Annotated in this window: 22 protein-coding genes; 9 read left to right on the top strand and 13 right to left on the bottom strand. The window is 67.1% G+C overall.

The window, feature by feature from the left end; all coding sequences use genetic code 11:
- Positions 1-355 precede the first annotated feature (355 nt).
- Complete coding sequence (gene rpsO / locus QTN24_RS05945) at positions 356-625, bottom strand: 30S ribosomal protein S15 (protein ID WP_124684877.1); 270 nt, start codon at positions 623-625, stop codon at positions 356-358.
- Between the two features lie 159 nt (positions 626-784).
- Complete coding sequence (locus QTN24_RS05940) at positions 785-2,068, bottom strand: branched-chain amino acid ABC transporter substrate-binding protein (RefSeq protein ID WP_313835789.1); 1,284 nt, start codon at positions 2,066-2,068, stop codon at positions 785-787.
- Positions 2,069-2,176: 108 nt separating this feature from the next.
- Here QTN24_RS05940 and QTN24_RS05935 point away from each other — a divergent pair, with 108 nt between their 5' ends.
- On the top strand, positions 2,177-2,719 hold the full coding sequence (locus QTN24_RS05935) for a hypothetical protein (protein ID WP_313835788.1): 543 nt from the start codon (positions 2,177-2,179) through the stop codon (positions 2,717-2,719).
- A gap of 109 nt (positions 2,720-2,828) precedes the next feature.
- Here the strand turns inward: QTN24_RS05935 and QTN24_RS05930 are convergent, their stop codons facing one another.
- The 7 genes from QTN24_RS05930 to QTN24_RS05900 all read right to left on the bottom strand — a co-directional run bounded on the left by QTN24_RS05930 (position 2,829) and on the right by QTN24_RS05900 (position 10,511).
- On the bottom strand, positions 2,829-4,370 hold the full coding sequence (locus QTN24_RS05930; RefSeq protein WP_124684878.1) for a 2-isopropylmalate synthase: 1,542 nt from the start codon (positions 4,368-4,370) through the stop codon (positions 2,829-2,831).
- A gap of 295 nt (positions 4,371-4,665) precedes the next feature.
- Positions 4,666-5,169 carry a peptidoglycan-binding protein LysM gene (gene lysM / locus QTN24_RS05925; protein ID WP_313835786.1) on the bottom strand — a complete coding sequence of 168 codons (504 nt, stop codon included), beginning with the start codon at positions 5,167-5,169 and terminating at the stop codon, positions 4,666-4,668.
- 84 nt (positions 5,170-5,253) lie between these two features.
- Positions 5,254-6,159 carry a CDP-diacylglycerol--serine O-phosphatidyltransferase gene (gene pssA / locus QTN24_RS05920; RefSeq protein ID WP_124684880.1) on the bottom strand — a complete coding sequence of 302 codons (906 nt, stop codon included), beginning with the start codon at positions 6,157-6,159 and terminating at the stop codon, positions 5,254-5,256.
- 31 nt (positions 6,160-6,190) lie between these two features.
- A complete protein-coding gene (locus tag QTN24_RS05915) occupies positions 6,191-6,844 on the bottom strand; it encodes a phosphatidylserine decarboxylase (RefSeq protein ID WP_124684881.1) in 654 nt (217 codons plus the stop codon).
- A gap of 262 nt (positions 6,845-7,106) precedes the next feature.
- Positions 7,107-8,123 carry a ketol-acid reductoisomerase gene (ilvC, locus tag QTN24_RS05910; RefSeq protein ID WP_124684882.1) on the bottom strand — a complete coding sequence of 339 codons (1,017 nt, stop codon included), beginning with the start codon at positions 8,121-8,123 and terminating at the stop codon, positions 7,107-7,109.
- A gap of 133 nt (positions 8,124-8,256) precedes the next feature.
- On the bottom strand, positions 8,257-8,748 hold the full coding sequence (ilvN, locus tag QTN24_RS05905; protein ID WP_008643328.1) for an acetolactate synthase small subunit: 492 nt from the start codon (positions 8,746-8,748) through the stop codon (positions 8,257-8,259).
- Positions 8,748-10,511, bottom strand: coding sequence for an acetolactate synthase 3 catalytic subunit (locus QTN24_RS05900; protein ID WP_124684883.1), 1,764 nt, complete (start codon positions 10,509-10,511; stop codon positions 8,748-8,750). The genes ilvN and QTN24_RS05900 overlap by 1 nt, the downstream gene beginning before the upstream one ends.
- A 385-nt stretch (positions 10,512-10,896) precedes the next feature.
- Here QTN24_RS05900 and QTN24_RS05895 point away from each other — a divergent pair, with 385 nt between their 5' ends.
- From QTN24_RS05895 to QTN24_RS05860, 8 genes are all read left to right on the top strand, one after another.
- Positions 10,897-11,463 (top strand): RNA polymerase sigma factor, encoded by a 567-nt coding sequence (locus tag QTN24_RS05895; protein ID WP_124684884.1) that lies wholly within the window; start codon positions 10,897-10,899, stop codon positions 11,461-11,463.
- Positions 11,460-11,912 carry a DUF3619 family protein gene (locus QTN24_RS05890; protein ID WP_313835780.1) on the top strand — a complete coding sequence of 151 codons (453 nt, stop codon included), beginning with the start codon at positions 11,460-11,462 and terminating at the stop codon, positions 11,910-11,912. Before QTN24_RS05895 ends, QTN24_RS05890 begins: the two co-directional genes overlap by 4 nt.
- A gap of 1 nt (position 11,913) precedes the next feature.
- Entirely contained in the window at positions 11,914-12,699 is a 786-nt protein-coding gene (locus tag QTN24_RS05885; RefSeq protein ID WP_313835778.1) for a DUF3106 domain-containing protein, read from the top strand.
- Positions 12,700-12,804: 105 nt separating this feature from the next.
- On the top strand, positions 12,805-13,344 hold the full coding sequence (locus QTN24_RS05880) for an RDD family protein (RefSeq protein ID WP_124684887.1): 540 nt from the start codon (positions 12,805-12,807) through the stop codon (positions 13,342-13,344).
- Entirely contained in the window at positions 13,341-14,342 is a 1,002-nt protein-coding gene (locus QTN24_RS05875; RefSeq protein WP_313835776.1) for an esterase/lipase family protein, read from the top strand. Before QTN24_RS05880 ends, QTN24_RS05875 begins: the two co-directional genes overlap by 4 nt.
- 104 nt (positions 14,343-14,446) lie before the next feature.
- Positions 14,447-15,442: a UDP-2,3-diacylglucosamine diphosphatase gene (locus tag QTN24_RS05870; protein ID WP_313835775.1), complete on the top strand. Its 996-nt coding sequence runs from the start codon at positions 14,447-14,449 to the stop codon at positions 15,440-15,442.
- Positions 15,443-15,572: 130 nt separating this feature from the next.
- Positions 15,573-16,691 carry a glycosyltransferase family 4 protein gene (locus QTN24_RS05865; protein WP_124684890.1) on the top strand — a complete coding sequence of 373 codons (1,119 nt, stop codon included), beginning with the start codon at positions 15,573-15,575 and terminating at the stop codon, positions 16,689-16,691.
- On the top strand, positions 16,618-17,115 hold the full coding sequence (locus QTN24_RS05860) for a diacylglycerol kinase (protein WP_124684891.1): 498 nt from the start codon (positions 16,618-16,620) through the stop codon (positions 17,113-17,115). The genes QTN24_RS05865 and QTN24_RS05860 overlap by 74 nt, the downstream gene beginning before the upstream one ends.
- Before the next feature lie 54 nt (positions 17,116-17,169).
- Here QTN24_RS05860 and QTN24_RS05855 read toward each other — a convergent pair whose 3' ends face one another.
- The 4 genes from QTN24_RS05855 to QTN24_RS05840 form a co-directional block, all read right to left on the bottom strand.
- Entirely contained in the window at positions 17,170-17,754 is a 585-nt protein-coding gene (locus tag QTN24_RS05855; RefSeq protein ID WP_313835772.1) for a TIGR00730 family Rossman fold protein, read from the bottom strand.
- Positions 17,751-18,461, bottom strand: coding sequence for a TetR/AcrR family transcriptional regulator (locus QTN24_RS05850; protein ID WP_313835770.1), 711 nt, complete (start codon positions 18,459-18,461; stop codon positions 17,751-17,753). Before QTN24_RS05850 ends, QTN24_RS05855 begins: the two co-directional genes overlap by 4 nt.
- Positions 18,462-18,575: 114 nt before the next feature.
- Positions 18,576-19,187, bottom strand: coding sequence for a DUF924 family protein (locus QTN24_RS05845; RefSeq protein ID WP_124684894.1), 612 nt, complete (start codon positions 19,185-19,187; stop codon positions 18,576-18,578).
- Positions 19,174-19,593, bottom strand: coding sequence for a group II truncated hemoglobin (locus tag QTN24_RS05840; RefSeq protein WP_124684895.1), 420 nt, complete (start codon positions 19,591-19,593; stop codon positions 19,174-19,176). The genes QTN24_RS05845 and QTN24_RS05840 overlap by 14 nt, the downstream gene beginning before the upstream one ends.

Genomic DNA, 19,593 nt, shown 5'->3' with positions numbered 1-19,593 from the left:
AAGTGCTATGCCATTCCATCGCGCCACCGCCCGGTGCTCCCGGCGATGCGAGGCGACAGGCGCGCCACGCGATGGAATGACACAAAACCCCGTTTCCTAGGCCGGCTCCGGTGTGTCAGAGCTACAGAAAGAGCGAGGTAACTTACTCCGTCACGCGGCGTGGCGCAACGGCGCCCGGGTCAGTTGCCCGGAACAAGTGTGAAACAGACATCACATCAACGGCTGGATCCGGCAACCGAACGCCGGACCAGAAAAGCAAAATGCCTGCCCCAGCAGTGCTGGCGCAGGCATCGCGGCCTCACGGGAAGTCGTGCCCGAACAACGCTTGCAGGACTCGTGCTGCCATCCGCAGACCTTACTTGCGCAGGCCCAGGGCTTCGATCAGGGCGCGGTAACGGTCGGCGTCGCTGGCCTTGAGGTAGTCCAGCAGGCGGCGACGACGGCTCACCATGCGCAGCAGACCGCGGCGGCTGTGGTGATCCTTCATGTTGGCCTTGAAGTGCGGGGTCAGTTCGTTGATGCGGGTGGTCAGCAGGGCGACCTGGACTTCGGGGCTACCCGTGTCGTTGGCACCGCGGGCGAACTTCTGGATGACTTCGGACTTGTTGATATTGGCAACTGCCATGATGATTTCCTTTCACTTGCGATCGCTGCAGCGCGGAATGCGCCGCCTGCGTCGTGCCTTGTCTTGGCATCTGCCGCCCCATGGCCGGGGGCCAACGGACGACAGCCGCGCATTATAGCCGAATTCCTTCCCGCGGCGAAATCCGCGCGCCTGCCGCGCTCAATTGCGCGGCGGGCGCTCCATCCGGCACGTGGTGGGCAGCGTGGTCTGGGCGGTCTTGAGCTTCTTCACGGTGCGGAACCCGTAGCCCGAGCCTTCGTTGTCGAAGCGCACCTCCCCACCCTGCCGGGCCATCACCGACACGTACAGCGGCTGCAGGACCTGGTGGTCGTCGGCGCGCACCGTGGCCTCGTGGAAGCCGTTGGTGAACCGCATGTCCTCCAGCGCGTAGGCCACGGCGGCAGCCTCGGTGGATCCGGCCTGCTCGATCGCGCGCGCCAGCATCTCGACCATCATCTGCATGCGTAGGTGCACGTAGTCGTCGCGCGGATCGGGGTAGCGCGTGCGAAACGCCTGGTAGAACGCGTCGGACGCCGCGCCGCCCACGTTCGGGTGCCATTCGGCCACGGCCAGCACCCGGCCCACGCCGGCATCGCCCATCGCCGCCGGGGCGCCCAGGCCGTTACCGTAGAACGTATAGAACCGTGCCTTCAGGCCGCCCTCGCGGGCCGCCTTGACCATCAGCGTCAGGTCGTTGCCCCAGTTGCCCGTGACCACGGCGTCGGCGCCGCTGGCCTTGATCTTGGCCACGTACGGCGCGAAGTCCTTGATCTTGCCGATCGGATGGAATTCGTCGCCGACAATCTGGATGTCCGGCCGCTTGGCCGCCAGCATCTCGCGTGCCGAACGCGCCACCTGGTGGCCGAAGCTGTAGTCCTGGTCGATCAGGTAGACCTTGCGCACGCCGTGCTCGGCGCGGATGGCCTCGGTCAGCGCCTGCATCCGCATGTCGGCGCTGGCGTCGAACCGGAAATGCCAGAAACTGCAATTCTCGTTGGTCAGCGTCGGATCGACGGCCGAGTAGTTCAGGAACAGCACGCGGGCGTCCGGCTGGCGCTGGTTCTGGCGGTTGATCGCCGCCACCAGCGCGCTGGCCACGGCCGAGCTGTTGCCCTGCAGGACGAACGGGATGCGCTTGTCCACCACGCTGCGGAACTGGATCAGGCTTTCGTCGACGTTGCCCTTGCTGTCGAACGTGACCAGTTCCAGCGGATGCGCGCCATCCGGCAGCTTGACGCCGCCGCGCGCGTTGACCCGCTCCACCGCGATCCGCAGGTTGCGCACCACGGCCTCGCCCGCGTTGGCGAACGGACCGGACAGCCCGTCGATCATGCCCAGCCGGATCGGCGCGCCCGACGGCTGCTGCGCCATGGCGCCCGTCGCCGCGCAGCACAGCGCGACAGCCAGCCAGCGCCGCACGCGGTTCATTCGGATCCCACCCATTGCCACTCCAGTCATTCCAGTCGCTGCGAAAGCCGCGATGGTACACACAGACCGCCGGCCACCGCTACACTGGCGATCAACGCACTTTCGCTGTCGTTCACCGAAAAAATGACGCTTTCCCCGAAATACCGTGCCGGCCGCTGGATGGCCGCGGCGCTTCTGGCTGCCGCCGCACTCGCCGGCTGTGCCAGCCTGGGCCCGGCGCTGGCGCCGGTCAGCACCGGCCTGAAGCTGGTGGGCCAGCCGCAGAGCGCCGTGGAAGCCACCTTTGGCAGGCCCACCGACGTCTACCGGCTGGACGACGGCACCACGCGCTGGTTCTATTCCAAGCAGCCGCTGGGCGAATATTCCTACGCCGCCGACTTCGACCGCGACGGCCGCCTGACCAATTTCCGCCAGATGCTGACCACGACCGAGCTGTACAAGTCGCAGGTCAACGTCTGGACCAAGAAGGACGTGCTCGAACATTTCGGCGCGCCGCGCGAGCCCATCGAGTACTACCCCCGCCTGCGCCAGGAAGCCTGGAGCTACCGCTTCCTGCACGAGGACCAGTGGTACTCGATGTTCAACTTCATGTTCGACGATGCCGGCGTGCTGCGCCGGACGCTGATCACGCCCGACCCGCTGCGCGACCGTCCCGACCGGCGGTAAACGACAAACCGCCCGGCCATGCGGGATACGCAACGGGCCGGGCGGTCCATGACGGGTGGCGCTTCGTGGGCGCCGGCCGTCGCATCGCAGGATTCAGGTCAGGTAAGGGTCAGATCTGCGGGTTGATCTTCTGCACGGCCTTGTCGTGCAGCTTGTTCAGCGCGGCCAGGTAGGCCTTGGCCGAGGCGGCCACGATGTCCGGATCGGTGCCCACGCCGTTGACGATGCGGCCGGCCTTCGACAGCCGCACGGTCACTTCGCCCTGGGCCTGGGTGCCGGCCGTGATCGCGTTGACCGAGTACAGCACCAGTTCGGCGCCGCTCGACACGCGGCCCTCGATGGCATGGAGCGTGGCGTCGACCGGGCCATTGCCCTCGGCCTCGCCCACCTGCTCGGTGCCATCGGCGTTGAACACCACGCGGGCGTGCGGGCGCTCGCCGGTTTCCGAACGCTGCGACAGCGACACGAAGCGGTAGTGTTCGTTGGCGTGCTCCTGCTCCTCGTCGGACACGATGGCCATGATGTCCTCGTCGAAGATCTCGGCCTTCTGGTCGGCCAGCTCCTTGAAGCGGGCAAACGCGGCGTTGATCTCGGCCTCGCTCTCCAGCTCGATGCCCAGCTCCTGCAGGCGCTGCTTGAACGCGTTGCGGCCCGAGAGCTTGCCCAGCACGATCTTGTTGGCCGTCCAGCCCACGTCTTCCGCACGCATGATTTCGTAGGTGTCGCGCGCCTTGAGCACGCCGTCCTGGTGGATGCCCGAGGCATGCGCGAAGGCGTTGGCGCCCACCACGGCCTTGTTCGGCTGCACCACGAAGCCGGTCACCTGCGACACGAGCTTCGAGGCCGGCACGATCTGCGTGGTGTCGATGCCGACGTCCATGTTGAAGTAGTCGCGGCGCGTCTTCACGGCCATCACCACCTCTTCCAGGCTCGTGTTGCCGGCCCGCTCGCCCAGGCCGTTGATCGTGCATTCGATCTGGCGCGCGCCGCCCAGCTTCACGGCAGCCAGCGAGTTCGCCACGGCCATGCCCAGGTCGTTATGGCAGTGGACGGACCAGACGGCCTTGTCCGAGTTCGGAATGCGCTCGCGCACCGAGCGGATCAGCTCGGCATAGCCTTCCGGCACGGCGTAGCCGACGGTGTCCGGCAGGTTGATCGTCGTCGCGCCTTCGGCAATCACGCCTTCCAGCACGCGGCACAGGAAGTCCATGTCCGAACGGCTGCCGTCTTCTGGCGAAAATTCGATGTCGTCGGTGAACTGCCGCGCAAAGCGCACGGCCAGGCGGGCCTGTTCGTAGACCTGGTCCGGCGTCATGCGGAGCTTCTTCTCCATGTGCAGCGCCGATGTGGCGATGAACGTATGGATCCGGAACGAGTTGGCCGGCTTCAGGGCCTCGGCGGCGCGGGCGATGTCCTTGTCGTTGGCGCGGGCCAGCGAGCAGATCGTCGAATCCTTGACGACCTGGGCGATCGAGCGGATGGCCTCGAAATCGCCGTTGGAGCTGGCCGCAAAGCCGGCCTCGATCACATCGACCTTCAGGCGTTCCAGCTGACGCGCGATGCGAATCTTCTCTTCGCGGGTCATGGACGCACCGGGCGACTGCTCGCCGTCGCGCAAGGTGGTGTCGAAAATGATGAGTTTGTCAGACATTTGTGGAGCTCCTGGGCTGTGCCTTATGTGCTGTACCGCTGGCCCGCCTTCACCACGCCGGGCATTCGGATCGGAATGCAAAACGCCCCGGCGTGCATAGATGCAGGCCGGGGCGTTGAAAAATCCTTGTGATTTCCGCGCTAGGGGCGAACCGTCGATCCCTTTAGCGCGCGCGCGTCCCGACCCAATGGCCTAGTAGGCCACCTAGGGTGGTGCGGGCGATTAGGATCTGGCGCGAAATCATGTCGGCGACTATAGCCGGTTTGCCAGCGGCGCGCAACCGGCGGCAACCCTGTTATTTCGGCGGGATGCGCAGCTTCTGACCTGGGTAGATCTTGTCCGGGTGCGTCAGCATGGGCTTGTTGGCCTCGAAGATCTTGTTGTACTCGGCGCCGTTGCCGTACGCCGCCTGGGAAATCGCCCACAGCGTGTCGCCCTTGACCACGGTATGCCACTGCGACGCGTCGGTCTCCACGTTGACCGACATCTTGTCCTCCACCGACGCCACGCCCTCGACGTTGCCGCAGCACAGGATGATCTTCTCGCGCGTGGCCTGGTCCGGGGCCACGCCGAACACGGTCACCTTGCCCTGCGAGCCATCCACCGTCACCGTCAGCCCGGTGGCGGACAGCCCCATCTGGGCGATGTACGCCTCGATCGCGTCGCCGGCCGCCCGGTTCGCCGCCTCGGCCTTGTCGGCCGCGCCCGGATTGGCCGTGGCCGCATCCTGGGCCGCCTTGGCCTCGCCCTTGCCGAACAGCTTCTCTCCCGCTTCCTTGATGAAGTCGAACATGCCCATGTCATTCTCCTTGGGGTGGGTGTAACGGACTACAACGCGCGCAAAACAAAGGGCGCCACGAGGGCGCCCTTCCACAAGACGAGATCAATGGCCGTTGCCATCGCCGCTGCCGCCACCGGCTGGCCGCGACTTGCCGACGCTGCCCCGCTGCCCGTGGATGGACCGCCAGGCCCACAGCACATAGCCGGAGATCGCATAGGCGACGAACAGCCCGAACAGCGCCACGGGCGGATCGGACGACACGATGACGAACAGCACCAGGACCAGCACCATCATGCCGAACGGCACCCGGTAGCGCACATCGAGCGCCTTGCCGCTGTAGAACGGGGCGTTGGACACCATCGACAGCCCCGCATAGAGCGTGATCGCGAACGCCACCCACGGCATCCACAGTTCCTTGACCGGCAGCTTGTTGTCGATGGCCAGCCAGACAAAGCCGGCCACCAGCGCGGCCGCGGCCGGGCTCGGCAGGCCCTGGAAGAACCGCTTGTCGATCACGCCGATGTTGGCGTTGAAGCGCGCCAGCCGCAGGGCCGCGCACGTGCAGTAGACGAACGCCGCGATCCAGCCCCATTTGCCCAGGTCGTGCAGGATCCACTCGTACATGACCAGCGCCGGCGCCACGCCGAACGACGTCATGTCCGAGAGCGAATCGTACTGCTCGCCGAAGGCGCTCTGGGTGTTGGTGATGCGGGCCACGCGGCCGTCCATGCCATCGAGCACCATGGCCGCGAAGATGGCGATGGCCGCCACGTCGAAGCGCATGTTCATGGCCTGCACGATCGCGAAAAAGCCCGCGAACAGTGCCGCCGTGGTGAACGCGTTCGGCAGCAGGTAAATGCCGCGGCGGCGCGGACGCACGTACTCGATGTCGTGCTCGTCGGCATCGTCGTAGCCGGCGTCGTTGCGAAGCTGGTTGTGGCGGAACGGGCGCAGATGCGTCACATTGCCGCTGCTCACGCGCTTGTTGCGTCGGTTGAAGGCACCCATGCCAGGTCTCCTGTCGCTGACCGGTCCGGCGTCAGGGCTGCACGTCCAGCTCGGCGAGCACGGTCGACGAGGCCGACACCTTCTCGCCGATCGTCACGCGCGGACGGGCATCCACGGGCAGGTACACGTCCACGCGCGAGCCGAAGCGGATGAAACCGTAGCGCTGGCCGCGCGACAGCGTGTCGCCCACCTTGGTGTAGCAGAGAATGCGGCGCGCCACCAGGCCGGCCACCTGCACCAGCGTCACCAGCTGGCCATCGGCCGCGCGGCGGACCACCACGGCGTTGCGTTCGTTCTCCAGCGACGCCTTGTCCAGGTCGGCGTTGACGAACTTGCCCGGGAAGTATTCGAGCTTCTCCACCTTGCCGTCCAGCGACGAGCGGTTCGAGTGCACGTTGAACACGTTCATGAACACGCTGATCTTGAGCGCCTCCCGGCCGGCATAAGGGTCCTGCGTCTTCTCGACCACGACGATGCGGCCGTCGGCGGGCGCCAGGATGGCGTTGGGCGCCGACGGGATCGGGCGCGGCGGGTCGCGGAAGAACTGCAGCACGAAAATCGTGATGATCCACAGCGGCAACGCCCACCAGAAACCCGCGCTGACATGCACCAGCAGCGAGATGATGAAAGCGCCGGCCAGGAACGGCCAGCCTTCACGGGCGATCAGCGGATGAGGATAGTTCATGCAAGCGTTGTTCTGTTGGTCGCGTAAGGTCGACAAACCCGGCGCACGATGCTGCACATGCAGGCCATGCGGGGCCGTCGAAGCGAAATATAAGAAAAAATCAGGCCTGCGCCTGAAAAAGTCCGACAAGGATAACAAAAAGCCGCCCAGTCGCCGCCGAAATGTCCCGTGCATTGCATAAGACCGGCGGCCGACTGGGCGGCCGTGGCAATCGCGGCAGGCCCGGCCGGTTGGCCAGGCACGCCGCCGCTGCCCGTACTGCTTAGTTCTTCGACTGGTCGACCAGCTTGTTCTTGGCGATCCACGGCATCATCGCGCGCAGCTTCGCACCCACTTCCTCGATCTGGTGCTCGGCCGTCAGGCGGCGGCGCGAGATCAGCGTCGGGGCGCCTGCCTTGTTTTCCAGCAGGAAGCTCTTGGCGTACTCGCCGGTCTGGATGTCGGTCAGGCACTGCTTCATGGCCTTCTTCGTCTCTTCCGTCACGACGCGCGGGCCGGTGACGTATTCGCCATACTCCGCGTTGTTCGAGATCGAGTAGTTCATGTTGGCGATGCCGCCTTCGTAGATCAGGTCGACGATCAGCTTCAGTTCGTGCAGGCACTCGAAGTAGGCCATTTCCGGCGCGTAGCCGGCTTCCACCAGCGTCTCGAAGCCGGCCTTGATCAGCTCGACGGTACCGCCGCACAGCACGGCCTGCTCGCCGAACAGGTCGGTCTCGGTTTCCTCGCGGAAGTTGGTCTCGATGATGCCGGCGCGGCCGCCGCCGTTGGCGGTGGCGTACGACAGGGCGATGTCACGGGCGGCGCCGGACTTGTTCTGGTGCACGGCGATCAGGTGCGGCACGCCGCCACCCTGCGAGTACGTCGAGCGCACGGTGTGGCCCGGGGCCTTCGGGGCGATCATGATCACGTCCAGGTCGGCACGCGGGATCACGGCGCCGTAGTGCACGTTGAAGCCGTGGGCGAAGGCCAGCGCGGCGCCTTCCTTGATGTTGGCGTGCACTTCGTTCTTGTACACGTCGGCGATCTGCTCGTCCGGCAGCAGGATCATGACCACGTCGGCGCCCTTCACGGACTCCGCCACTTCCTTGACCTGCAGGCCGGCGTTGACGGCCTTGTTCCACGACGCGCCGCTCTTGCGCAGGCCCACCGTCACGTTCACGCCCGAATCCTTCAGGTTCAGCGCGTGGGCGTGGCCTTGCGAGCCGTAACCGATGATGGTGACATTCTTGCCCTTGATGAGGGAGAGGTCGGCGTCCTTGTCGTAAAACACTTTCATGATGGTTCCTTCAATTTCTCAGATCTTCGTATTTGGGGTGGCGGCGCAGCGTCCCACGGGTGCGTGCGGGCGCCGCGCTGCTTCGGGATACTGCTGTCGGCTTGTGGCCGTGCTCTGTTGCCGGGGGCGCCGGTCAGACCTTCAGGATGCGCTCGCCGCGGCCGATGCCGGAGCCGCCCGTGCGGACGGTTTCCAGGATCGCGGTGCGGTCGATGGCATCAAGGAACGCATCCAGCTTGCCGCCGTTGCCGGTCAGCTCGATGGTGTACGTCTTTTCGGTCACGTCGATGATGCGGCCACGGAAGATGTCGGCCGTGCGCTTCATTTCCTCGCGCTCCTTGCCGACCGCGCGGACCTTGACCAGCATCAGCTCGCGCTCGATGTGCGCGCCTTCGGTCAGGTCCACCACCTTGACCACCTCCACCAGCCGGTTCAGGTGCTTCGTGATCTGTTCGATCACGTCGTCCGAGCCGGTGGTGACGATGGTCATCCGCGACAGCGACGCATCCTCGGTGGGGGCCACCGTGAGCGTCTCGATGTTGTAGCCACGGGCCGAGAACAGGCCCACCACGCGCGACAGCGCGCCGGGTTCGTTTTCCAGCAGGACCGAGATGATGTGACGCATTACAGGTCCTCCACGCCGAGCAGCATTTCGGAGATACCCTTGCCGGCCTGCACCATCGGCCACACGTTTTCCGTGGGGTCGGTCTGGAAGTCCAGGAACACGGTACGGTCCTTCAGGCGGAACGCCTCGCGCAGCGCCGGCTCGACGTCGGACGTCTTCTCGACGCGCATGCCCACGTGGCCATACGACTCCGCCAGCTTCACGAAGTCGGGCAGCGCGGTCATGTAGGAGTGCGAGTAGCGGTTGTCGTACTCGATCTCCTGCCACTGGCGCACCATGCCCAGGTAGCCGTTGTTCAGCGAGCAGATCTTGACCGGGGTGTCGTACTGCAGGCAGGTCGACAGCTCCTGGATGCACATCTGGATCGAGCCTTCGCCCGTGATCGTGACGACTTCCTTGTCCGGGAACGCCTTCTTGATGCCCATCGCGTACGGCAGGCCCACGCCCATCGTGCCCAGGCCGCCGGAGTTGATCCAGCGGCGCGGCTCGTCGAACTTGTAGAACTGCGCGGCCCACATCTGGTGCTGGCCGACGTCGGAGCAGACGAACGCGTCGCCCTTGGTCAGTTCCCAGATCTTTTCCACCACGTATTGCGGCTTGATGATCTCGGAGTTGCGGTCGTACTTCAGGCAGTCCACCGAGCGCCATTGCTCGATCTGGTCCCACCACTTCGCCAGCGCCTCGCGCTTGGGCTTGACGTCGCTGGCCTTGATCTGGGCGATCAGTTCCTGCAGCACGTCCTTGACGTTGCCGACGATGGGAATGTCCACCTTGACGCGCTTCGAGATCGACGACGGGTCGATGTCGATGTGGATGATCTTGCGCGCCTGGGCCGTGAAATGCGCCGGGTTGCCGATCACGCGGTCGTCGAAGCGGGCGCCGATGGCGATCAGCACGTCGCAGTTCTGCATGGCCATGTTGGCTTCATACGTGCCGTGCATGCCGAGCATGCCGACGAACTGCTTGTGCGTGCCCGGGAACGCCCCCAGGCCCATCAGCGTGTTGGTCACCGGGTGGCCGGTCAGTGCCGCCAGCTCGCGCAGCTCGTCGCTGGCATTGGCCAGCACCACGCCGCCGCCCGAGTAGATGTACGGGCGCTCGGCGCCCTGCAGCAGCGCCACGGCCTTGCGGATCTGGCCCGAGTGGCCCTTGTTGACCGGGTTGTACGACCGCATGTCCACCGCCTTCGGGTACTCGAAGCGGCAGGCATTGCGCGACACGTCCTTCGGGATGTCCACCACCACCGGGCCGGGACGCCCCGTGGCGGCGATGAAGAACGCCTTCTTGATCGTCGCGGCCAGGTCGCGCACGTCCTTCACCAGGAAGTTGTGCTTGACGATGGGGCGCGTGATGCCGACGGTATCGCACTCCTGGAACGCGTCCTGGCCAATGGCGTGGGTCGGCACGTTGCCGGTGATCACCACCATCGGGATCGAGTCCAGGTAGGCCGTGGCGATGCCGGTCACGGCATTGGTCACGCCGGGGCCCGAGGTAACCAGGGCGACGCCGACCTTGCCGGTCGCGCGGGCATAGCCATCGGCGGCATGCACGGCGGCCTGCTCGTGGCGCACCAGGATGTGTTCGAATTTCTTTTGCTTGTGGAGCTCGTCGTAGATATAGAGCACTGCGCCGCCGGGGTAGCCCCAGACGTACTCGACGCCTTCTTCGGCAAGTGCATTGACGAGGATTTCCGCTCCGATCATTTCGCGAGCGGAGGATGAATTGCTGTCTGCGTGGGAGAATTCCGCGCTGGGCATGTTCATTTCAGTCCTTTGCAATTTTCGGCAAAAAATTGTTTGGATGCTCTCTGCCGGGCTTGTGGCTCGGGTTCAAGCGGTGCGCGTCTGCATGAGGAGACCGCCTCATAAGCGGTCTGATGAGACAACCACTGATGTCGTGAACCGCCGATGATACTGCAATGCACCAGTGCGGTAAATGAATCGCCGGAACTTTTTGCACGGCCGCACCCTGTGGGGGCAGCGGCGCTACAACGCCGGGGCGGCGGCCCGGGCCCATGTCTGCATTTGCATACAGGAGTGGCAAGAAGCGGCCGTTTTTTGCTAGCATCGCAGACATTTCCCGGCTGCCGCAGGACTGAGGCGGCACATTTGGCCTGCCCCACCACGCCCATACGCTGTTTTTGCCTGCATGGCCACCGACAAGGAACTCTCAGACTTTCTCGCCAGCGTCGAACGCCGCGCCTTCAAGCAGGCCGTTTTCGCCGTCCGTGACGACGAAGCGGCGCTGGACATCGTGCAGGACGCCATGATCAAGCTGGCGGAAAAGTACGGCGACAAGGGCCCGACGGAATTGCCGCCGCTGTTCCAGCGCATCCTGCAGAATACGATCCACGACTGGTTCCGCCGCCAGAAGGTGCGCAACACCTGGGTGACGCTGTTCTCGAACCTGCGCGACGAGCGCGACGGCGACGACAGCGACCTGCTGGACACGCTGGAGGCCGAATCGGGCACCGAAATGGCCGAAAGCAGCGCCGACAAGGTGGAGCGCGCCCAGGTCATGGCGATCATCGAACAGGAAATCCAGCGCCTGCCCACGCGTCAACGCCAGGCTTTCCTGATGCGTTACTGGGAAGATATGGACGTGGCCGAAACGGCAGCCGTGATGGGCTGTTCGGAAGGCAGCGTCAAGACGCACTGTTCCCGTGCCACGCATACGCTGGCGCAAGCCTTGCGCGCGCGGGGGGTCCGACTATGAGCAGAAACGAACGAGAAATCCAGGAACGGCGCTTTGCACGCGAGGTCCGCGTGGCACTCGATGCCTCGGCCGACGCGTTGCCGCGCGACATCGCCGAACGGCTGGCCGCCGCGCGCCGCATGGCGCTGGCCGCGAAGAAAGCCGAAGCAACCGCTCACGTCCCGCGGCTGGCGATGCCCGGCGCACCGGGCGGGTACGGCCACGACCTCGACGACGCGGACGACACGCCGCTGCACCGCGCCGGTGCGTGGCTGCGCAAGCTGGCGCTGGTCTGGACGCTCGTCGCGCTGGTCACGGGACTGGTCGGCATCTACCACTGGCAGCAGCAGAAGCGCGTCGAGGAACTGGCCGACGTGGACGCCGCGATGCTGCTGGACGACCTGCCGCCCACGGCCTACGCCGACCAGGGCTTCCACGTGTTCCTGAAGCGCGACCGCGACAATCCCTAGCATGGCGCGCGCATCTTCCCGTACCGACGTGATCCGTCGCCGGCTGGCCGCTTCCTGCGCCGCCGGCGCAACCTTTGCCGCACTTTTGTTCGGCACCGTGGCCCATGAGGCGCTTGCGCAAGGCCAGCACGATGCCGCCAGCCAGGCAGCTGCCCGGCCGATCATCAACGCCCGGCCGATGTGGAACGAGCTGTCGGCCACGCATCGTCAGATCCTGGCGCCGCTGCAGCCGCTGTGGGACACGATCCCGGAACTGAACCGCCGCAAGTGGCAGCGCATCGCCGATCTGTATCCGAAGCTCAAGCCCGAGGAACAGCAGCGGCTGCAGGAGCGCATGGCCGAGTGGGTCAAGATGACGCCCCAGCAGCGCCGCCTGGCGCGCGAGAACTACCAGATCACGCGCCAGCTGCCGCCCGAGAAGAAGGCCGAGGCGTGGGACCGCTACCAGCAACTGCCTGAAGAGCAGAAGAAAAAGCTGGCCGCCGCCGAGAAAGTCCGCCGCCCCGGCGCCGTGAGCGCCCTGCCGTCGGGCAAGCGTCCGCCGGCCGATACCAGCCGTCAGATCCATCACCCGGGCAAGCACCCGGCCAGCGCCCCGGATGCCACGCCGGCGTCCTCGCCCGCCACCCAGGCCATCGCCGGCGCCTCCGCCGCCACCCCGGCGCCGATCGCCTCCGCCCCGGCCGCCCCGCCCGCAGCCGCCGCCACACCGGCCCCCGCCACACTGTCCCCGCCCGTCACGGGCGAAGCGGCCACGGATTTCAATCCGTCGGAGACGCAGCGGTAACAGGGCGCACCCCGGCCCGATGGCCGGCGCGCCCGGCGTGGCAAACCCGGCGACCATGTGCCGGGCATTTGGCATAATGGCCGCTCCCCCGACCAGCCCCGCGCCATGTCCGCCGCCACGCCCGCCGCTTCCGATCTGTCTGCTGCCGTTCCTGCTGCCGCGCCCACGCTGCGGCGCCGCCTGCTCTGCATGTTGTACGAAGGCGTGTTGCTGTTTGGCGTGCTGATGGCGGCCAGTGCGGTGCACGTGCTGGCGCGGCCGCTGCTGCGCAAGGTCGGGCTCGATCACCCCTATGCCGACCAGGCGTGGATGTTTGTCGTGCTGGGCATCTATTTCACGTGGTTCTGGCAGCGCACCGGGCAGACGCTGGCGATGCAGACCTGGCGCATCCGGCTGGTCAACGCGGCCGGGCAACCGCCGCGCTGGCCGCAGGCGGTGCTGCGCTATGTGCTGGCGTGGCTCTGGCTGCCGCCTGCCGCCGCCGTGGGCCACGCGATGGGGCTGACGCGGTGGCCGTTCCTGGGCGTGCTGGCGATCGCGCTGCTGCTCTGGATGTCGCTGGCGTGGCTGGATCCGCGCCGCCAGTTCCTGCATGACCGCCTGGCCGGCACCCGGCTGACCGACCTGCGCCCGCCGCGCCCATGAGCCTGTCGGCGGCCGCCCTGCGGCGCGTGGCCGTGGTCGTGCAGGCGGCTTCTGCCGCAGCGGTGGCGGCATGGCTGGCGCTGGCGCACGGCTGGTCATGGGGCGCCGCGCTGGCCGGTGGACTGGCTGCCGTGCTGGTCGGCTTCGGCATCAGCATCGCGATGGCCTTTGGCGCCACGCTGGCCGGGGTCGGCGTGCCGCGCCACGACCGCCCGTCTGTCCCTGCCGATGTCCCCTCGCCCCGCCCACTCGGTCTCAGCGCCGCCCTGCGTGGCTTTCTGGCCGAATACCGCGCCGTGTTCCGGATGTTCAACTGGCTGCAGCCGTTCCGCTCGCGGCTGCGGTTCGGCGCGCCGGCGCAGCCGCTGGCCGATGCCCCGCCTGTCCTGCTGGTCCATGGCTACGGCTGCAACCACGCGATCTGGCTCGACATGGCGCCAGCGCTGGCGGACGCCGGCTATCGGTGCGAAGCGATCGACCTGATGCCGGTGCTGGGCGACATAGACGACTACGCGCCGCAGTTGCTGGCCCGGATGCGCGATATCCAGGCGCGCACCGGCCGCGCGCCGCTGCTGGTCTGCCACAGCATGGGCGGGCTCGCCGCGCGCGCCGCGCAGGTGCTGGCCGCCCGCGCGGCGGAGCCGCCGCCCTGCGCGGGCATCGTCACGCTTGGCAGCCCGCACCATGGCTGCGCGCTGGCGCGCTTGGGCGGCGGGCGCAATGCCCGGCAGATGCGGTGGCGCAGTCCGTGGCTGGCGGCGCTGGCCGGGCTCGAAACGCCCCAGATGCGCGCGCGCATCGTCTCGGTCTTCAGCTGGCATGACTCGATTGCCGGGCCGCCCGGCACGGCGTGCCTGGATGGTGCCGGCCACATCGCGCTGGATGGCATCGGCCATGTCTCGCTGCTGCGCGACCCGCGCGCCGTGGCGGCCACGCTGGAGGCGCTGGCGATGCTGCGCCGGACGCCGGCAGCGGCCACGGCCGCCCCGCTGCGCTGACCCGCCGCCAGTGGCGCGCAAGCTTCATGTGACATTCATGTTTCCGTCACGGCTCCGTCATGCGGCGCTGGCCCAATGCAGCCATCGCCGATACCGGGGCCGCCATGGTTCAAGCCATCCGATTTGCACGCGGACGTCTGTCGAGGGTCGCGCAGCGCCTGCGCGGCAAGCCTGACACCACGCTTTCCATGACCGCCGCGTTTGCGGCCTTCATGCCCCCGCCCGCCGATCTGTCCGCCGCCCGCCACGCGCCCCTGCGCGACGCCGCCGATGCCGGCACCCGTCCCGCCGTCCCCGCCGAACCGTCCGCGCACCGCTACCGGGCGATCTGGCTGTCCGACATCCACCTGGGCACGCCGGGCTGCCAGGCCACCTACCTGCTCGACTTCCTGAAGCACAACGATTCCGACGTGCTCTACCTGGTCGGCGACATCATCGACGGCTGGCAGCTCCGCCGCGGCTGGTACTGGCCGCAGAGCCACAACGACGTGGTGCAGAAGCTGCTGCGCAAGGCGCGCAAGGGCACCGAGGTGATCTACATCCCCGGCAACCACGACGAAGGCGCGCGCCAGTTCGACGGCCTGGCCTTCGGCGACGTGACCGTGCGCGAGGACGCCGTGCACGTGACCGCCACCGGCAAGCGGCTCTGGGTGGTGCATGGCGACCTGTTCGACGGCGTGGTCCAGCATGCGAAATGGCTGGCCTACCTGGGCGATTCGGCCTACACGATGATCCTGGCGCTGAACCGGCATTTCAACCGCATCCGCGCCCGGCTGGGCTTCGACTACTGGTCGCTGTCGCAGTACCTGAAGCACCAGGTCAAGAACGCGGTCAGCTACATCAACTCGTTCGAGCACGCCATGGTCGACGAGGCGCGCCGCCGTGGCTGCGACGGCGTGGTCTGCGGCCACATCCACAAGGCCGAGATCCGCGAGGTGGACGGCCAGCTCTACTGCAACGACGGCGACTGGGTCGAAAGCCTGTCGGCGCTGGTGGAGACGATGGAGGGCGAGCTGAAGATCGTCTACTGGACGACGCTGATCGACCCGCCCGTCCCGGCCACCCGCCGGCGCCGCCGCACGGCCGAAATCGCCGCCTGACCCGACCGAGCCGGCCCCCGGGGCGCGGCCGGCCGCGGCCCGGCCCCGCGTTGGGCCCACCCCCTTTTCCGCGCCGGCTGCCGGCCCGGACCGCCATACCACTACGGCACTGCCGCCCCAAGGAGCTTCAATGAGAGTCATGATCGTTACCGACGCATGGGAACCGCAGGTCAACGGCGTGGTACGCACGCTGAAGTCGACCCGCCGCGAGCTCGAAGCCATGGGTCACACGGTGGATCTGCTCACGCCGCTGGAATTCCGCACGGTGCCGTGCCCGACCTATCCCGAGATCCGCCTCTCGATCCTGCCGTCGGCCAAGGTACGCCGGCGCATCGACGGTTTCCGCCCGGAGGCCCTGCACATCGCCACCGAAGGCCCGCTGGGCCTGGCCGCGCGCGCCTATGCCATCCGCCACCGCCTGCCGTTCACCACGGCCTACCACACACGCTTTCCGGAATACGTGCAGGCCCGCTTCGGCATTCCGCTGGCCTGGACCTACCGCTTCCTGCGCTGGTTCCACGGCCCGGCGCGCGCCGTCATGGCCCCGACGCCGGTCGTGCTCAAGGACCTGCAGGACTACGGCATCACGCACGGCGTGCTCTGGACGCGCGGCGTGGACCTGGACGTCTTTACCGCGCAGCGGGCCAACGTTTTAAACACCGCCCATCCGATCTTCCTGTACGTGGGCCGCGTGGCCGTGGAAAAGAACGTCGAGGCGTTCCTGCAGCTTGACCTGCCCGGCTCCAAATGGATCGTGGGCGACGGCCCGGCGCTGGCCGGGCTCAAGCAGCGCTATCCGACGGCCAACTACCTGGGCGTGCTGAAACAGCCAGATCTGGCAAAGGTGTATGCTTCGGCAGACGTTTTCGTGTTTCCGAGCAAGACCGACACGTTCGGCCTGGTCCTGCTGGAAGCGCTGGCCAGCGGCCTGCCCGTGGCGGCGTATCCGGTGACGGGTCCGATCGACGTACTGGGCGACAGCCCGGCCGGCGTGATGCACGAAGACCTGCGCGAAGCCTGCCTGGAAGCGCTGCGCATCGACCGCGCCACCGCGCGCCAGCACGCCGAGAAGTTCTCGTGGCGCGCCGCTTCCGAACAGTTCCTTGCGCATCTGCGTCCGCTGCCTGGCGCGGCGGGCGGATCCGACAACCCGGCATCTACCGTCGCACCCGATCATGGCCAAGCCCCAACCCACGCTACCGCCCGATCCGTCGCTGCACCGGCCGACCGCCACCCGGGTGGCGGCTGAAGTGGAATCCGAATACTCGATCGCCAACAATCCCCACAAGGGCAACCGCGGGCTGACGCGCGCGTGGCATGCGGCCATCAATTCGCTGTCGGGGCTGCGCTACGCGGTGCTCGAAGAGAGCGCGTTCCGCCAGGAACTGACGTTGGTGGTCATCCTCACGCCGTGCGCGTTCCTGCTGCCGGTGACGATCGTGGAGCGCGTGCTGCTGCTGGGCACGCTGCTGCTGGTGCTGATCGTGGAGTTGCTCAATTCGAGCGTCGAGGCGGCGATCGACCGGATCTCGCTGGAACGCCACAGCCTTTCCAAGCGCGCCAAGGACTTCGGCAGCGCCGCCGTGATGCTGGCGCTGATCCTGTGCGGCGGCACATGGATCGCCATCGGCGGCCCGCCGGTGGTGCGGTGGATCGGGGGATGGTGGGGATAAGGGAACGGCTGGGGTGCTCCGAGAAGGGAGAAAACCTTCGGCCACGTCAAACGTTCAGGTCTTCTCCCGCCCGGCCTGCCACTTGTCCACGCGCACGCGCGGTGCGGCGGCCAGTTGGGCGAGCAGGTCGGCGGGCGACGTCGAGACGTGGAGGATGTCGGCGTGCGCCTGCTTCAGAAAGCCCTCGCCCACGGCGTGGTTCAGGAACGCGAGCATGCCGTCGTAGAAGCCCGCCACGTTCAGCAGCCCCACGGGCTTGTCGTGGTAGCCAAGCTGGGCCCACGTGAACGTCTCGAACAGTTCCTCGAAGGTCCCCACGCCGCCGGGCATGGCGATGAACGCGTCGGCGCGGTCCGCCATCATCTGCTTGCGCTCGTGCATGTTGCGCACGACGTGGAGCTCGGTCAGGCCGCGATGGCCCACTTCTTTCTGCATCAGCGCGTCCGGAATGATGCCGATGGCCTTGCCGCCCGCAGCCATCACGCTGTCCGCCACGACACCCATCAGCCCAACCTTGCCACCGCCGTAGACCAGCGCCAGACCGCGTTCGGCCATGGCCTGGCCCAGCGCCTGCGCCATCGCCGCATACTCGGGCCGGAAGCCGGGGCTGGACCCGCAATAGACGCAGACCGATTTCACTTGCGCTCCTTTTCGGCGCGGGCGGCGTCGGCGGCGGCCTTCTGGGCCGCGTACTCGCGCGCCAGCTGGTCGAACGCCTCGCGCGCCTTGCCGCGCAGGTACGGCGCCAGGATCGAGAAAATGTGATAGCTGGACCCGTGCAGGTAGCCGCGGATCTGCTCGGGATCGTTGTACTGGCGCGGGTGCTGCACGAACTGGAACGACAGCCAGTAGGTGGCGATCACGACGATGTTGGTGCAGACCGCGTCCACCTGCTCGGGCGTGGCCTCCATGTCGCCGTCTTCCTGGAACTGGCGGCAGATCTCCATCGCAAAGCGCTTCTTCTGGTCGACGATGCGCTTGAAGTTGGTCTCCAGCATCCGGTTGCGCGCCAGCAGGTCGTTGATGTCCCGGTACAGGAAGCGGTAGTTCCACAGGAACTCCGACATGTACTGCAGGTAGCCCCAGCTCTCGCCCAGCGTGGCCTTGTGGTCCTCCGGCATCTTCAGGCGGCGCTCCATCTCCTGCTCGAAGCGCACGAAGATGGAATTGATGATGTCGTCCTTGTTGCGGAAGTGGTAGTAGAGGTTGCCAGGGCTGATTTCCATGGCCTCCGCGATGGTCGTCGTGGTGACGTTCGGCTCGCCCAGTTCGTTGAACAGGCGCAGCGACACATCGAGGATGCGGTCTCGGGTACGGCGCGGACCGGCTTGCGGTTTGGCTTCCATGGGATATCGGAAAGACTTTCGATCGGCAGGATTGGGATTATAAGCACACCGGGCAGCCCGACCCCGCCGGGCGGCGTGCACGGCACAGGACGGTCGCCCGGCCGTGCCCGGCGGCTAGAACCGCGATCCCGGCTGCTCCAGGAAGGCCAGTTCCTCGGCGGTGCCGGCGCGGCCCAGCACGGCGTTGCGATGCGGGAACCGGCCGAAGCGCGCGACGATATCGCGGTGCTTGATCGCCCACTCGACCACGTCGACCTGGCCGCCGGTCTCGTCGCGCAGCGCCTCGAATGCGCCCACGGAGACGTCCTGCTCGGCCAGCGACTCGGCGTGCTCGAATGGCAGGTAGCAGAACATCCGATGCCACGGCGTGGGGAGCTGGCGGTCCCAGCCGTCGGCCAGCATGCGCCGGGCCAGCGCCAGCGCCTGGCCGTCGGTGGCAAAGCTGCGGGCGTCGCCGCGGAACATGTTGCGCGGGAACTGGTCCAGCAGCACCACGCGCGCGCAGGCGCCGGCCGGGGTGACCGACCAGTCGTCCGCGGCGCCGTCGTGGGCGGCCTGCCAGGCCGGCAGGAAGCGCTCGCGGATGTCGGCGTCGAAGGCGTCGGACTTGGTGAACCACTCGCGCCGCGAGGTATTCCACGCAGGCGATCCCGGCAGCCCGAACCAGAAGTCGAGCACCGCGCGCGCGGCGGGGGGCACGGTGTCGCGGGGGTCAGCGCTGGACATTGCGCATCCAGTCGGCGGTCTGGAACAGCGCCTGCATCAGGCGCATCTGCAGGTCCTCGGGCAGGCCCACGTCCTGCATCGCCAGCGCCATGCAGCGCATCCACTGGTCGCGCTCGCTGGTGCCGATCTCGAACGGCAGGTGGCGGGCGCGCAGGCGCGGGTGGCCAAAGCGCTCGATAAAGTAGTTCGGGCCGCCCAGCCAGCCGCAGAGGAACCAGAACAGCTTGTCGCGCGAGCCGTCCAGCGATGCCGGGTGCAGCGCGCGCAGCCCCGCAAACTCGGCCTCCAGGTCCATCAGGTCGTAGAAACGGTCGACCAGCTCGCGCACACGCGCCTCGCCGCCGATCAGCTCGTAGGCGGTGATCTCCTCGCGCTTCTCGCCGGGCTCTTCGATATTCGTCACCAT

This window comes from Cupriavidus sp. SZY C1 (genome assembly GCF_032190535.1).
In the GTDB taxonomy this organism is placed as follows: domain Bacteria; phylum Pseudomonadota; class Gammaproteobacteria; order Burkholderiales; family Burkholderiaceae; genus Cupriavidus; species Cupriavidus pauculus_C.
This window is presented reverse-complemented; position numbering and strand designations above follow the sequence as displayed.